At 66.1% G+C, this 13,933-nt stretch carries 13 protein-coding genes; 2 read left to right on the top strand and 11 right to left on the bottom strand.

The window, feature by feature from the left end; genetic code table 11:
• Positions 1 to 62 precede the first annotated feature (62 nt).
• From AC3FOF_RS03325 to AC3FOF_RS03280, 10 genes are all read right to left on the bottom strand, one after another.
• Positions 63 to 1,271: an acyl-CoA dehydrogenase family protein gene (locus AC3FOF_RS03325; RefSeq protein WP_488725761.1), complete on the bottom strand. Its 1,209-nt coding sequence runs from the start codon at positions 1,269 to 1,271 to the stop codon at positions 63 to 65.
• Positions 1,272 to 1,307: 36 nt separating this feature from the next.
• A complete protein-coding gene (locus AC3FOF_RS03320) occupies positions 1,308 to 2,438 on the bottom strand; it encodes a sigma-54 interaction domain-containing protein (RefSeq protein ID WP_488725760.1) in 1,131 nt (376 codons plus the stop codon).
• 4 nt (positions 2,439 to 2,442) lie between these two features.
• On the bottom strand, positions 2,443 to 3,627 hold the full coding sequence (locus tag AC3FOF_RS03315) for an acyl-CoA dehydrogenase family protein (protein ID WP_488725759.1): 1,185 nt from the start codon (positions 3,625 to 3,627) through the stop codon (positions 2,443 to 2,445).
• Positions 3,624 to 4,772, bottom strand: coding sequence for an FMNH2-dependent alkanesulfonate monooxygenase (gene ssuD, locus AC3FOF_RS03310; RefSeq protein WP_488725758.1), 1,149 nt, complete (start codon positions 4,770 to 4,772; stop codon positions 3,624 to 3,626). The genes AC3FOF_RS03315 and ssuD overlap by 4 nt, the downstream gene beginning before the upstream one ends.
• 16 nt (positions 4,773 to 4,788) lie before the next feature.
• Entirely contained in the window at positions 4,789 to 5,355 is a 567-nt protein-coding gene (msuE, locus tag AC3FOF_RS03305; RefSeq protein WP_017230538.1) for an FMN reductase, read from the bottom strand.
• 735 nt (positions 5,356 to 6,090) lie between these two features.
• Positions 6,091 to 6,939, bottom strand: coding sequence for a D-amino acid aminotransferase (locus AC3FOF_RS03300; RefSeq protein WP_488725910.1), 849 nt, complete (start codon positions 6,937 to 6,939; stop codon positions 6,091 to 6,093).
• A 293-nt stretch (positions 6,940 to 7,232) separates the two neighbouring features.
• Positions 7,233 to 8,135: an NAD-dependent epimerase/dehydratase family protein gene (locus AC3FOF_RS03295; RefSeq protein ID WP_488725757.1), complete on the bottom strand. Its 903-nt coding sequence runs from the start codon at positions 8,133 to 8,135 to the stop codon at positions 7,233 to 7,235.
• 238 nt (positions 8,136 to 8,373) lie between these two features.
• Positions 8,374 to 9,333 carry an AEC family transporter gene (locus AC3FOF_RS03290; RefSeq protein ID WP_488725756.1) on the bottom strand — a complete coding sequence of 320 codons (960 nt, stop codon included), beginning with the start codon at positions 9,331 to 9,333 and terminating at the stop codon, positions 8,374 to 8,376.
• A gap of 148 nt (positions 9,334 to 9,481) precedes the next feature.
• Positions 9,482 to 10,891, bottom strand: a complete 1,410-nt coding sequence (locus AC3FOF_RS03285; protein WP_017230535.1) for an MFS transporter — start codon at positions 10,889 to 10,891, stop codon at positions 9,482 to 9,484.
• A gap of 220 nt (positions 10,892 to 11,111) precedes the next feature.
• A complete protein-coding gene (locus AC3FOF_RS03280) occupies positions 11,112 to 12,098 on the bottom strand; it encodes a GNAT family protein (RefSeq protein ID WP_488725755.1) in 987 nt (328 codons plus the stop codon).
• A gap of 251 nt (positions 12,099 to 12,349) precedes the next feature.
• Between AC3FOF_RS03280 and AC3FOF_RS03275 the strand changes: the two genes are divergently transcribed.
• The gene (locus AC3FOF_RS03275; RefSeq protein ID WP_017230533.1) at positions 12,350 to 12,934 is read left to right on the top strand and encodes a P-loop nucleotide/nucleoside kinase family protein; all 585 of its coding nucleotides are present in this window, start codon (positions 12,350 to 12,352) and stop codon (positions 12,932 to 12,934) included.
• A 67-nt stretch (positions 12,935 to 13,001) separates the two neighbouring features.
• Here the strand turns inward: AC3FOF_RS03275 and AC3FOF_RS03270 are convergent, their stop codons facing one another.
• Complete coding sequence (locus AC3FOF_RS03270) at positions 13,002 to 13,358, bottom strand: tetratricopeptide repeat protein (protein WP_488725754.1); 357 nt, start codon at positions 13,356 to 13,358, stop codon at positions 13,002 to 13,004.
• 218 nt (positions 13,359 to 13,576) lie between these two features.
• Between AC3FOF_RS03270 and AC3FOF_RS03265 the strand changes: the two genes are divergently transcribed.
• Positions 13,577 to 13,870, top strand: a complete 294-nt coding sequence (locus AC3FOF_RS03265; RefSeq protein ID WP_017230531.1) for a hypothetical protein — start codon at positions 13,577 to 13,579, stop codon at positions 13,868 to 13,870.
• Positions 13,871 to 13,933 lie beyond the last annotated feature (63 nt).

The raw sequence follows: 13,933 nt of genomic DNA, 5'->3' as shown, positions 1-13,933 counted from the left end.
CAAGCCGGGGCGGTTCGCAGCCCCTCCCCAAAAGCGGCGGCCTTGCCGGACACGATCGCCAATCACGCCGCCTTCGCCCCTACCGACCAGTAGTAGGTCGGCGCCGTGCCGTTGATGATGTGATCGCCGACCGCCCTGCCCTTGTAGATCGTCGGATTATGCGAAGCCAGCGTCCGCGCATTGCGCCAGTGGCGGTCCAGCCGGCGGTCTTCTGCCAGCGCGGAAGCACCCCCGATGTCGAACAGCCGCGTGGCTGCCGCCAGCACCTGGTCCGCAATGCCGACCTGCGCCTTCGCGGCGCGCAGTTCCACATCGTCCAGCAAGCCGACCGGCACGGCTTCGCCCCGCTGCCGAAGGCGATCGATCTCGCCCAGCCCTTGTGCGACCGCGGCCACTGCCGAGGCTGCAACAAACGCCGTCCCGGCCAGTTGACCCACCACCTGCTGCACCAGCGGATCCTCGGCTGGCGTGCGTCCGCTGCCATGGCTGTACACGCGCTTGCGCGCGCGCACAAAGGCCGCGGCGTCGCGTTCGATGGCCCGTGCGATGCCGGCCAGCGTCGCCAGGTGCACCAGCTGGAAACAGGCGGTCATGGTCGTCGGCACGTTGCGCGGGAAGCTCAGCACCTGTTCACCCGACACCGCCACCTGACGAAACCGCGTTGTACCGGAGCCCGTCAGGCGCTGGCCAAAGCCGCGCCAGTCGTCGATGCGTTCGATGCCCGGCGCATTGGCCGGCACCAGTACGTGGACGGGAAACGCGTCGCCCTCCCGGCTGGCGCTGACGGCGATCCAGTCCGCGTACAGGGCGCCGGTGCTGTAGAACTTCTCCCCATCGAGCCGCCAGCCTTCGCCGTCGCGTGACAAGGCGGTCCGGTGCTTGCCCAGCGCGCCGTCGCCCAGCTCCGTGGTGGCATTGCCGAAGATCGCGCCCTGCGCCACCAGGCGCAGCCAGCGTTCGCGCAACGCCGGCTCCACCTCCGCGTAGAGCCGTTCCACAAAACCAAAATGCGCGCGCAGGATCTGCGGCAGGTTGGAATCCGCTGCGCCCAGCTCGGTCAGCAGTTCGAACAATTGCTCGACCGAGGCACCAAGCCCCCCCAGCGCCACGGGCACGCGCAAGGCGCCGAATCCGGCATCGCGCAGCAAGGCCACGGCATCGAAGGCAAGCTCGCGCTTGTGCTCGCGTTCGGCCGCGCGCACGGCGATCTCGGCAAAGATGGGGCGGAAGCGGGTGGCTAGTTCGGGATAGCTAGGGTTGCGTTCTGGCATGGGATGGTCTGTCCGGGTCGCCCGGGGTTGTCGGGTTCAAATTGCGATAGCAAACATGCGCGGCTCGCCCGTGGCCGTATCGGCTTCGTCCGGCTCGCCGGCCTTGCGCCGGTTCACCCGCAGTTCGCCGATCTGGATCAGGCGCGCGCGCGTGATGTTACGGCTCAGGCCCAGCAGGCTGGCGGTGTGCACCTGGTTGTAGCGGCAATGGCGGTAGGCCGCGCGCAGCAGGGCGTTCTCCACTATCTCGTGCACGCCTTCGTGCTCCTGCTCGAAGAGCCGGAGCACGGCACGCTCCAGCAGCGCTTGCGCGGGCTCGTCGTCGACCTGCGCGGCGGCCAGCTTCGGGGGTAGCGCCGGCTCCGGCGCCGCCCGGTCCGGCGGCGCGGATACGTGCAGGTCGTCCGCCCCGATCAGGCTGTCCTGGCAAGTCAGCAACGCGTGATGCAGCACGTTCTCCAGTTCGCGGATATTGCCCGGCCATGGGTAGGAGACCAGCTTGCGTTCCGCGTCGCCGGTCATGCCCACCTCGCCATAGCCCAGCCGCTCGCCGTACTTGCACAGGAAATGCTGCGCCAGCGGCAGGATGTCGCCGGGGCGCTCATGCAGCGGCCGGATCTCCAGCGCGACCACATTCAGGCGATAGAAGAGATCCTTGCGGAAGGTCCCGTCCCTGATCGCGGCTTCCAGCGGCCGATTGGTGGCGGCCAGCACGCGCACGTCGATGGGGACCGGCTTGCGCGATCCCAGCCGCACCACCTCGCGCTCCTGCAGCACGCGCAAGAGCTTGACCTGCAGCGACATCGGCAGGTCGCCGATCTCGTCGAGGAACAGTGTGCCGCCGTCGGCTTCCTCGAACCATCCTGCCTTGGCGCCGAGCGCGCCGGTGAAGGCGCCCTTCTCGTGGCCGAACAGTTCGGCATCGACCAGCGACTCGGAGAACGCGCCGCAATTGACGGCGACGAAGCGCCGGTTGCGGCGCGCGCTGAGATTGTGGACATGGCGCGCCACCATCTCCTTGCCGGTGCCGGTCTCGCCCACGATCAGGATGCCGGCCTCGCTCGGCGCCACCTTTTCCACGTGGCTCAGCAGGGCGAGCGATTTGGGATCCGCGAAGACGTGCGGCAGCGGGCGCGGCGCAGGCAAGGGCCAGGACAGTAGCTGCATGGGATTACGAGTAGAAGGTCGGGCCCGGCAAGGCGCCGTTGAGCGCCCAGTCCCCGAGTTCGTGAAGCTTGTAGTCGAGCGGATCGTGCAGCGACTGCGTGCGCAGGTTGCGCCAGTGGCGGTCCAGCCGCAGCGCCCCGTGCGTGGCGCGCGCGCCGGTCACCTCGAAGATCCGGCTGCTCAGGTCCAGCCCTGCACGCGTGGCCGCGACCTTGGCCGTGGCAATGTCCACGGCCACTTCGCCGCGGTCTTCGGCAGTGAGGTCTGCGCCGGTGCGCCACGCGGCGTCGAACCTGGATGCCGCGCGCTCCACCAGCAGCCGCACGCCTTCCAGCCCGACCCAGAACTCGCCATAGCGGGCAAGCACGTAGGGGTCTTCGGTCACGCGCGCGGCCCCCGACTTGAACCAGGGCCGCGCCTCGCTGAGCGTATAGCCGCGGGCTTCGTCGAACGCGCCCTCGGCGATGCCGAGGAAGGTATGGCAGAAGATCAGCTGCGCCAGCAGCGGACGCAGGCAGGCAAAGGGCGTGCTCAGCGGGCCGGGGTTGAGCAGCAGTTCATGCGTCTCCACCCGGACCCGCTCGAAGGACACGCTGCCGCTGTCAGTCTGGCGCTGGCCGATGCTGTCCCAGTCGTTGTGCAGCGTGATGCCGCTGCGGCTGGTCGGCAGCGCGCCGATCAGCAACCGGCCACTGGCTTCGTCCAGCGCCGAGGCAACCAGCATCTCGGAATCGATGGCCCCGGAGCAGAAGCTCTTCTTGCCCGAGAACACGTGGCAGCCGCCGCCGCGGGTGGCGACGGTGCGCGTATCCAGCGGATTGAGCGCATTGCCCCAGAACCAGTTGCGGCTGGCAGTCTGCTCCCACCATGGCTGCCACTGGCTGGCCTCGCCGAACAGCCGCAGCGTGGCCAGCGTCAGGTGGTGAAAGCCATAGACGTGCGCGATCGACGCGTCCGCGCGGGCCAGGATGCGCACCACCGCAAGCATGTCCGACCAGCTGCCGCCCAGTCCGCCGAGTTCAACGGGAATGGCGAGGGCCAGCAGCCGGCTTTGCCGCAGCGCGTCGCGCTCGGCCTTGGGCGTGCCGCCCTCGGCATCGCGCGCGACCGCGGTCTGCGCAAAGCCGCGCGCAAGCGCCTGCGCGGTGCGCAGCGGGTCCAGCGGCACTACCCTGGCGCTCAGGCTCATGCCGCTGCCTTGCTGCCGGGCAGCACGTCGTTGGCAATCATTTCGCCGAACGGCCCGGTCAGGTTGGTGGCGCCGCCGCGTCCCAGGCTTGCATAGGGCTCGGGCAGCAGTGGGAATACCAGTTCGGCGAAGCGGTACGCCTCCTCCAGGTGCGGGTAGCCCGAGAAGATAAAGCTCTCGATGCCGAGATCCGCGTATTCCTTGATCCGCGCGGCGACTTCCTGCGGGTTGCCCACCAGCGCCGTGCCGGCGCCGCCGCGCACCAGGCCGACGCCGGCCCAGAGGTTGGGGTAGATCTCCAACTGGTCGCGCCGCCCACCGTGCAGGGCGGCCATGCGGCGCTGGCCCACGGAGTCGAAGCGGGAAAAAGACTTCTGCGCGGCAGCGATGGTCTCGTCCGAGATCGGCGCGATCAGTGCATCCGCAGCCCGCCATGCCTCCTCGCTGGTGCGGCGCACGATCACATGCAGACGCACGCCAAAGCGCACCGTTCGCCCGAGACGCGCGGCGCGCGCACGCACGTCGGCGATCTTCCTGGCGACCGCCTCGGGCGGCTCGCCCCACGTCAGGTACACGTCGACCTGTTCTGCCGCCAGGTCGTGCGCCGCCTCCGAGGAGCCACCGAAATAGAGCGGCGGATAGGGCCGCTGCACCGGCGGATAGAGCGCCTTGGCGTTCTCCACCTTGATGTGCTCGCCCTCGAAGTGCACCGCCTCGCCCTCCAGCACGCGGCGCCAGACGCGCAGGAACTCGGCCGATGCGGCGTAGCGCTGACTGTGGTCCAGGTACAGGCCGTCGCCGCGGTTCTCGTCCGGGTCGCCGCCGGTGACCACATTGATCAGCAGCCGGCCATTGGAGATGCGGTCCAGCGTGGCGGCCATGCGGGCCGACACCGTGGGCGAAATGATGCCCGGGCGGATCGCCACCAGGTAGCGCAGGCGTTCCGTCCAGGGCGCCACCGCGGAGGCGATCACCCAGGAATCCTCGCAGGAGCGCCCGGTGGGGATCAGCACCCCGTAGTAGCCCAGGTTGTCGGCCGCCTGCGCGATCTGCTTCAGGTAGCCCAGCGAGACGGGACGCGCCCCTTCCGTGGTGCCGAGATAGTGGCCATCGCCATGGGTGGGAAGAAACCAGAATACGTTCATTGCCGCAGCGCTCCCCTCAGGCTGCGCGCTGCAGCGGCAGCCTGCGGCTGCCGTCGAACAGCGGCGCCGCGCGGTCGGCGGCGAGGCGAATGCGTTCGGCCAGCGCGGCGCTGCTGACCTGGTAGTTCTGGAAGTCTCCCGGGCTGCCATACACACCGATGGGCAACGTCAGCGCCTGCAGGAAGCCGAACAATGGCCGCAGTTGATGCTCCAGCACCAGCGCATGGCGGTCGCTGCCGCCCGTGGCCGCCAGCAGCACCGGCTTGTCGACCAGCGCCTCCTGGCCCACCAGGTCGAACAGGTGCTTGAAATGGCCGGGATAGGAACCGCGATACACCGGCGCGGCCACCACCAGCAGATCGGCGGACTCGATGGCCAGCAGCTCGCTCTCGATCTCCGCCGGCAGTTCCGCGCGCGACAGCGCGGCGCCGAGCGGGCGCGCGATGTCGCCCAGGTTGACGATATGGCTCTGCAGCAGCAGCCTGTCTTCGAGTTCCGTGAGCAGCGCCTGCACCAGCGCGAGCGTGCGCGAGGGCAGCTGCGCGCTGCCGTTGACGGCGACCACTTTCAGCGGTGTAGCCATGGGGAGAACCTCCTGTCGATATCGATGGATCGTGAATTCACGCATTGCGTGTGAGGCACTGCCTCAGGCAAGAAGCAAGCCTGCGCGAATCGCCGTGTATTGCGCCGCCGCACCATGCTTTGCCTGGCTTCGGCGCGGCCCTGGAAAACCAGTTGCTGATCTGCTGTTGCGCACGCAACAGCGCCGATGACGTTGCGGCGGCCCGCGCCGGGACGCCGGCCGGTCCATCGTCCGGTGGAAACACCGCCGTCAATACCGGCGGCTCGCGGGAAATAGGGGCATGCATGAGAATCGCCGTAAGGTTGGGCACCTGGCTGGGCATCTGGAAAACAGCGGCGGCCGTTTTTAGGTAGCCGCTTACAAGACTCTCACGATAGCGCAGCGGATTGAGCCGCCGAAGGACGGATTTCGTCTATGCATAGATAGGCGGTGCGCATATGGGCATGCGAATTGCGCTTCGGCATCGCGGGCGCCCAAGGCGCACGGCAAGCGGCTGAAGAATGCCGGCTTTCGGTGCCGGCTGAGGACGGACGGCATGGGTGCCGCCGGTTCATGGCTGCAATCAGGGGAAAGGGGCGCAAACGGTTGCTGCGCATGCGGCCACGCGAGGTGGTGCGGGTCGGGCGCGGTGGCGTCGTCCCGATGAGAATGGGCGGCCCCGGCGACGTGGGGGATCCCCGCCGTCGCCTGCGCCGCGTGGCAGGCCGCACGCGCGGCCTGCGAGCGCTCGGCGCCTTACAACGCTGCCTTGGCCGCCTCGTACGCCGCGAACAGCTTCTTGAACACCGGACCCGGCACACCCGCGCCGACGGTCCTGCCGTCGATGCTCACCACCGGCAGGATCTCCTTGCTGGCCGACGTCAGCAATACCTCGTCGGCGTCCAGCACTTCATCCTTCGCGATACGGCGCGCTTCCAGCGAGATATCCAGCGCGGCGCACAGTTCCTCCATCCAGCCGTAGCGGATACCTTCCAGGATCAGGTTGTCCTTCGGCGGCGCCGAGACACGGCCCTTGCTGACAATCCATACGTTGGACGCGGAGGCTTCGGTCAGGAAGCCGTCGCGGAACTGGATGGTCTCGGTGGCGCCGTGCTCCACCGCGTTCTGCGCCGCCAGCACATTGCCCAGCAGCGAGGTCGACTTGACCTGGCAGTGCAGCCAGCGCTTGTCTTCCGCCGTGACACAGGCCACGCCTTTCTCGCGCGTCTCCGCCGACGGCGGCACCATCGGATTGGTCATGATCAGCACGGTGGGCGTCACCGCCTTTGGGAAGGCATGCGTGCGCCGCGCCACGCCACGCGTGACCTGGATATACACCATCTGGTCGCTCAGGCCGTTCGCCTTCACCACCCGGCCGATCAGCGCCATCCATTCCGCATCGGTATGGGGGTTGGGAATGCCGATGGTTTCCTGGCTGCGGGCCAGCCGCGCCAGGTGCTGCTGCAGGCGGAAAGGCTTGCCGCCATAGATGGGGACGACTTCATACACGCCATCGCCAAAGATGAAACCGCGATCGAGCACGGGAATGCGGGCTTCGGACAGGGGCGTGAGCTCGCCGTTCAGGTAGACGATTTCGTCGTTCATGGTGGGTAAGGGTGCGGCAGGGGCCAGGGCCGGGTTGCGGGAAGGGGCGAGAAAGCGGAAATCCATCGATTGCCGCATTCTTTCACAAGTGCCGGCGGGAGCTTATGCAAAATCGGCATGACCCGCCCGGAGGCGCCGCTGCAGGCGGCGCCGTGATGTCCACGGCACTGCGCTGACCTGTGCCGCTGGTCCGCTACTCCGCCTGCCCGCCATTCTCGACGCCTTCACCGATGCGCCAAGGCAGGAGTCCTCGCGGCACTGAACGCGCTCGAAGGAAGATGCCCGGTGCGCAGTCAGGCGACAGGCATCCCGCTCTCGATCCACTCTGTCGCCGACGCATGCCGGGGACGCCAGCCGAGCTCGGCCCGGGCTCGCCGGGCGCGCACCCGGCTGTTGGAGCCGAAGGAATAGCGCGCGTGGCCTTCGCCCCAGAACGGCGTGGCCTCCTCGACGGACCAGGACTGCACGGGACCCAGGCCAAGCCGCCGCGCGATGGCGGCGCCGATCTCGGCATACGAAGCCTCGCCGTTCTCCACGAAGTAGAAGGCGCCAGCGGGCGCGCTTTCGAGCGCACGCGCATAGAGGTCCGCCACGTCGGCGATATGGACATTCGACCAGCGGTTGACCCCGCTGCCGACAATGCGCACCACACCGCTTTGCCGGGCCTGCGCCACCAGCGGCGGAATCTGCACGCTGTCGGCGTGCAGGCCGGCGCCCACGCCGTAGATCATGCTGTTGCAAAGCACGACGCCGCGCACGCCATCGGCGGCGGCGGCCAGCACCAGTTGGTCGATGGCGTGGCGGGCCTGCTTGCCGGCTTCCACCACGAAGGGCGTCTCTTCATCGAAGATGCGTGACGACAGCGCATTGCCACCGACATCGTCGCCGATCACGCTGGAACCGCTGGTATGGAGAAATGGCTTGCCCGAGCCGCGCAGGCCGGCCAACAGGGCTTCCACCGCGGCGCGATGGTCACTGCTGGCGGCATTGACCACGCCGCCGGCCTGCGCGGCTTCACGCGTCAGCAGCACGTGGTCGTCCAGCGTGCCCAATACCGGCTCGATGCCCCGCAGGGCCAGTTGCCCGGCCTGCGCCTCGGTGCGGACCAGGCCCCGGACCGTATGGCCGGCAGCAATCAGGTGCGCGGCGACAGAGCCGCCGATAAAACCGGTCGAGCCGGTGATGAAGATTTGCATGGGAAACGCCTCGCGTCAATCTTGGCCGGCGCGCAATGGGCCGGCAACCTGGACGGAGTATCGGCGCCCCGGGCCCGGAAAAAAACCGTGCCGCGAGCAGAAGAGTTTTGATTCCGGCGCAAGAGTGCGCCCTGCGGGACGAGCGTGAGGCGCATCAATCCCGCTCGCTCCCCGGCCCTCGCCCATCGGCAGGCAGCGCCCCGGGGAAGGCCCGGATCAAGCGTGGTGTCGGCCTACCTCACGCGAAGCCCCCCGGTCCGCCCAACACCAGCAGCAGCGCGCTCAGCGTGAAAAACGAGGCGACGGTGGTCGCCAGCAGGGTGACCGCGCCGAAATCCTCCTGTCCGTACACCTGCCCCAGCGTTGCATAGATACTCATCATGGGCATTGCCGCCATCAGCACGGCTGCCGTGCGCAGCGATGGCTCGACCTCGCCAAGGCCAAGCACCGGCAACGCGGCCATCGCCAGGAAGACCATCAGGGGATGCAGCACCAGCTTGCCGGCAAGGATCGGCGCCATGCGCGAACCGTGTGCGCGCATGGGAAGCCCGACCAGCGTCCCGCCGATCACGAAAAGAGAGAGCGCGCTGGAGGATGCCGCCAGCATATCGACCGTGCGCGTGACCGGCGCAGGCAATGTCAGGCCTGTGCCGGACACCGCTACCCCGCAGAGCAGGCCAATGATCATGGGGTTGCAGAGCAACCGCGCCAGCGATCGGCCCAGCACGCCCCATCGACCGGTTCCGCCGTGCCTGTGCTCGGCCAGGAACAGCAGGAAGGGAATGACGAACAGGTTCTCCACCGTCATGTTGAGCGCGAGCGACACGCCCGCCACTGGCGCGGCGGTGAGCAGCAGGATGGGATAGCCGACGAATCCGCTGTTCGAACACGCCATGCCCATGGTGTGGAAGGCGCTGATGGTCGGATTCAGGCCAGAAATGCGCCGGCACCAGAAATAGCCCAGGCCGATCACGGCGCATGACCCGGCAAAGTAGGCCAGCAGGTAGCCGACATTGAGAACATCGCCAAGCTGGCGTTGGGACAGCGCCCTGAACAGCAGGACCGGCAACGCCAGGTTGATGACAAACTTGCCGAAAACGCGCATGTCCGCCTTGGCGAACAGCCCGGAGCGGGTCATCGCAAACCCGATCAGGATGACAATGTAGATCGGGGCGACGATGGCCAGAATGGCGAGCATGATGAAGCTGCTGAAAGAAGCGATTGGTTAGGGATACCGCGGGCACCGCGCCCGCGAGCCCCGCTTGGAACCGAGCCGCCCAACGCGCGGGCGCGGGCCGCCGGGGATACCGGCGGCCCGCGCCCTGGTGCCGCTCGGGGTGGCTGCCTCAGGCCGATGCCTCTGCCACGCGCGTGCCGCCCATGGCCTCGGCCCGCAAGCGGTCGTAGTCTCCCTTATCCATGGGAACGGCGCCGGGCTCGCCGAGTTCGCTCAGGCGGATACGATGGGTCTCCCGGGCACTCCAGGCCGCCACCGCCGCAATGATCGTCACCCCGAACGTGATGGCCCCGATCGTGAGCGGAATATTGGCGGACCCCGGCGGCGCCACCGTGGCGAACAGCGCCGGCAACAGGGCGGTGAAGGCCGTGCCGACATTCTGCGCAATCGCCATTGCCGAGACGCGGGAGCGCGTCGGAAACATCTCGGGGTAGAAGCTCGGGAACACCGCGTTATAACCCTGGTAGACGATGCCCCACATCAGCAGCGACGACACGATCGCGAGCGGCACGTTGTGGATGCTGATGGCGTAGAGGTAGGCAAACGAAAGCAGGCCCGAGCCGAGCGCGCCGACAATGATCGGCGGCTTGCGGCCGATCTTGTCCGACAGGTTGCCGACGATCGGAATGACCAGCACCGCGATGATGTTGCCCGCGACCGGAATCCACAGATAGATGCTCTTGTCGAAGCCGATGCCGTAGGCCGGCTGCACCGCATATGCTGCGCCAAAGATCGTGGCGACCACCGGGATGACATTCATCAGGGCGACGCAGACGACGCGGATCATGTCTTTCCAGCTGTATTTGAAGGCCTCGACGATCGGCGAGCGCGGCACGTCGCCTGCCTTTGCCTCCTTGGCGAACACGGGCGGCTCCGACACTTCGCGGCGGATGACAAAGCCGGCGACCAGCACGATGGCGCTCAGCAGGAAGGGAATACGCCAGCCCCAGGCATTGAATGCGTCCGACGGCATGTAATAGGCGAGCGGCAGGAACACCGCTGCGGCCAGGATCTGCCCTGCCTGCACGCCCTGGAGCGTAAAGCTGGCGTAGTAGCCGCGCCGGCCGAATGGCGCATGCTCGAGAATCATCGAACTGGCGCCGGAGATCTCGCCGGCCACCGCGAAGCCCTGGATGAGGCGAAGCACGACCAGCAGCACGGGGGCGAGCACGCCGACCTGATGGTAGGTCGGCAGGAGACCGACCGCCATGGTCGAGAAACCCATCAGGAACATGCACAGGACCAGCACTGTCTTGCGCCCATGGGTGTCGCCCCAGTGGCCCAGGAAGAAGGCGCCGATAGGCCGGGCCACGTAACCGACGCCATAGGTCGCAAGCGAGGCGACGATGGCCACCTTGGGGTCCGTCGAGGGGAAGAAAATCTGCGGGAAGATCAGCGACGCCGCAGTCGCGTAGATGAAGAAGTCGTAGTACTCGAGCGCAGATCCGATCCACCCGCTTGCGGTCGCCTTCTTGGTCTGGCGGTTGCCGTGTGCATCACGGTCATTGATGGTAGCCATATTGTCTCCAGGATTCAGTGCCTGAAAAATATGCTATTGCCTGGGCTCCTAACAAGCGCATTTCAGTCAATTTGCGCGCTATTCGCGCATTTTGCGCGAATAGCGCGCATAAGCCGGGTTTTTACTAGGACGGCGAGCCGGAGGCAAGGACGGGAATTCGTCGACGGCCCATGGCCAGGAACGGTACATCACGGCTGCTGACCCGGGCCTCCCCGCCGCCTTAGCGCAACTCGGACTCCGACGGTTCCAGCACGCTGCGCAATTTCCCGAGAATCCAGTTGAACAACGGGTTGGTATGCTGGTAGTAGTTCCACGTGGGGTCCTGGCGAGCGCCCAGGATGCGCTTGAACTCGTAGGCCGTGGCGCCCAGTTCGATTTCCGCAAAGCCCTCGCGGATGCCGAAATCCACCGCGCGGATAAACATGGCGAAGTACAGGCCGTAGTCGTTGCTCTTTGCATAATCCAGGCCGACATAGCGGTTGACCAACTGGGGTCCCTTCCCGATCAATTGGGTGAACCCGATCAACTCGTCTTCCAGGAAGAACAGCAGGTAGTGGCTAAGCGCGCTGGTATTGACAAAATACTCCCGCGTCAGCTTCTCGAACTTCAGCTCGGCCTTGTGATAGGTGTTCAGGTACAGTTCATGCACCCTGGCGACCAGGTGCTCCGGCAGGCCGGCGCACTCCTCGTAGCGCAGTGCGGCTGCCTTCTTCAGCTTGCGCTTCAGCAGGTTCCTGCGGTCGCTCTTCATCGCCTGGTAGTAGTCCGGACCGAGCGCCAGCACAGGTACGGGCAGGCCCATCGCCGGCGCGAAACCCGGCAGCGGCAAGTCTTTGCCGAATCCCTTGTAGGCGAGCAGGCTACCCTTCTTCGTCAGTTCCACGTTGATGGCCGCGAGGATCTCGGCGGAAACTTCCCCTTGGATGCGGCCAAAATCCGCGGTCGGATTCCCGATGCAGGCCAGCTTGAAGCGGATCCAGCTCAGGCTCCGCTTCAGCCAGCCATTGGGCAGCAGGGTATTGAGCCTGAAATCCATTACAAAGTAAGGCGCCACCGTAACGAGCCGGTCTGCCCGGTAAACGGCAAAATAGCCGAACCGGAAACCATCGATGCCAGACGCCTGGAGCGCCTGGTAAAAATCCCCTCCCTCCGGCTCGTCCTGTAGAAACCCCTCTGGCGGAACCGCCAGATCCTTGATGCGCAGCATGGATACCCGTCCTTTTTTGATTGTTTGCTGGCCAGGGTGCCGCCCGCCAACTTTCCTATAACGGAGATCCGGATATCGGGTTGACGTTACCCCGCGTTGCGCGACGGGAACCCGGCAGCCGTTTCGGCATTGCCGCTTTCAGCGCACATATGGCTCCTGTTGCCGGATAACTTGTCAAATGGATAATCTGACGAAAACCATGTTCCGGAATCGCCCAAGCCACGGTACCGCGACACGCAAAGGGCAGCACCATGACAAACCTTGTTCTGATCTGTGGTCCCTCTGCGGTTGGCAAATCCACCGTCGGTCTCGAGCTTGCCCGCCTGACCGGTTATCCGCTGCTGCAGCACCACGAAACCGCAATCCCGGTCGCCAAGGTTCACGGCTCGGACGGCGCCAGATTTGAAGCAACGGTGGCCCGCGTGCGCACGGAGATACTTCGCGCTGCAGTCAGCGCGGGCCTCCCGGGCGTGATAACCACCTTCAGATGGCGGTTCGGCTCGGCGGCGGACCTTGCGTTTGTCGGGGGATTGCGAGCGCTCTGCGACGCTTCCCGCAGCCGGCTGGCTTTCGTCGAACTGGCGGCGTCGTTCCGCGTCCGGAGTGCAAGAGAGGGCAGCGAGCCGCGCGTGTGGATGAAACCATGGCTGGCGGACGTGATCGCGGCCAGGGGAGCCCTGGCGGCCTTGCTGCACCAGCCCTATGCCTACAACTCGAACGGCGGGTTTCCATACCCGAATGACTGGCTGCTGTCGAATACGGAAGAAATGACGCCAGCCGAAGTCGCGCAGCGCATCATCGAGAGATTCGCGCTTCCCCGCCGTACCGCGGACTGAAGCCGCCGGGCATAAGCCCCAGGCCAACGCAAGACGACGTACGGCCCCGTATCCGGCCCGAACACCACTAAGTGCCGCCCTCCCCGGACTCACCGCCAGCTTGCCGGACCAAACGTCGAAGACGCACGGTCATTTCCTTCTCAGCTTGTTTGTCACCCCGGTCCCTTGCGACCTCGATGCCATTCTGAAATGCGAGACGGGCCTTCACATTCTCGCCGAGTTCCACATAGAGAACACCGAGCGCGCGCCAAGCGCCCGAATAGTGCGGGTCGAGCTCGGTAGCCTTGACCAGATGGGGAACGGCAGCGGCCAGGTCTCCCTGTTGCTGGTACGCCAATGCAAGCGTGACTCTGAGCATGGCGGAATCCTGACCCGCTGCGAGTCTTCGCTCCAGTGGCTCTATCGAGAACTTCTGCGTGGTCATGGCCTTCCTGTGTCTACGCCCGTCAACCAGAGCTTGAGTGTACAACGGACCTGGACATCGGTCAGATATGACATTGCGCTCGAGCCGATGACCGAAGGTCATAAGCCATATGAAAAAACTGTAGCCCTTATGGTCAATTCACTGTCACGCACTGACCTATATTCGAGGGAACTTCTTGGGATGGAGAAGGAGAATCCACCACAAACAGGAGGTGGAACATGATAAGGAAAAAGGTCTTGCTACTTGCGATGGCAGTTGCCGCACTTGGGGCTGGGGCGTCCTACGCCGGCAACGGCACGCGGGATGTCTACACGGATGGCGCCGGGACTTTGGGACCACGCGACCCTTATACCGATGGCGGGAAAGCCGCAAGGTTTGACATTTACACCGATGGCGCGAACGTCACGTACAAGCGCGATGTCGCTCCCGAGGTGCTGGCAACATCCCGGCCGAACGACTGTGCCCCGAATTGCGGTGGCGAGCGGCAAGCCGGGGGCGCCGAAGTCACCTGAGAACGGACGGTCCCCGGCTGCGCGCCAAGGGACGCGCACTGCGCGAATGGCGAGCCGGGAAGC

This window comes from Cupriavidus sp. 96C5-1, from assembly GCF_057798855.1.
The sequence above is the reverse complement of the archived record's forward strand: the minus strand, read 5'-3'. Positions and strand labels throughout refer to the sequence as shown.

Bases quoted from the DNA above. Each gene is read 5' to 3' on its own strand.
- AC3FOF_RS03325 (WP_488725761.1), bottom strand. From the start codon at position 1,271: ATGCCAGAACGCAACCCTAGCTATCCCGAACTAGCCACCCGCTTCCGC.
- AC3FOF_RS03320 (WP_488725760.1), bottom strand. From the start codon at position 2,438: ATGCAGCTACTGTCCTGGCCCTTGCCTGCGCCGCGCCCGCTGCCGCAC.
- AC3FOF_RS03315 (WP_488725759.1), bottom strand. From the start codon at position 3,627: ATGAGCCTGAGCGCCAGGGTAGTGCCGCTGGACCCGCTGCGCACCGCG.
- ssuD (WP_488725758.1), bottom strand. From the start codon at position 4,772: ATGAACGTATTCTGGTTTCTTCCCACCCATGGCGATGGCCACTATCTC.
- msuE (WP_017230538.1), bottom strand. From the start codon at position 5,355: ATGGCTACACCGCTGAAAGTGGTCGCCGTCAACGGCAGCGCGCAGCTG.
- AC3FOF_RS03300 (WP_488725910.1), bottom strand. From the start codon at position 6,939: ATGAACGACGAAATCGTCTACCTGAACGGCGAGCTCACGCCCCTGTCC.
- AC3FOF_RS03295 (WP_488725757.1), bottom strand. From the start codon at position 8,135: ATGCAAATCTTCATCACCGGCTCGACCGGTTTTATCGGCGGCTCTGTC.
- AC3FOF_RS03290 (WP_488725756.1), bottom strand. From the start codon at position 9,333: ATGCTCGCCATTCTGGCCATCGTCGCCCCGATCTACATTGTCATCCTG.
- AC3FOF_RS03285 (WP_017230535.1), bottom strand. From the start codon at position 10,891: ATGGCTACCATCAATGACCGTGATGCACACGGCAACCGCCAGACCAAG.
- AC3FOF_RS03280 (WP_488725755.1), bottom strand. From the start codon at position 12,098: ATGCTGCGCATCAAGGATCTGGCGGTTCCGCCAGAGGGGTTTCTACAG.
- AC3FOF_RS03275 (WP_017230533.1), top strand. From the start codon at position 12,350: ATGACAAACCTTGTTCTGATCTGTGGTCCCTCTGCGGTTGGCAAATCC.
- AC3FOF_RS03270 (WP_488725754.1), bottom strand. From the start codon at position 13,358: ATGACCACGCAGAAGTTCTCGATAGAGCCACTGGAGCGAAGACTCGCA.
- AC3FOF_RS03265 (WP_017230531.1), top strand. From the start codon at position 13,577: ATGATAAGGAAAAAGGTCTTGCTACTTGCGATGGCAGTTGCCGCACTT.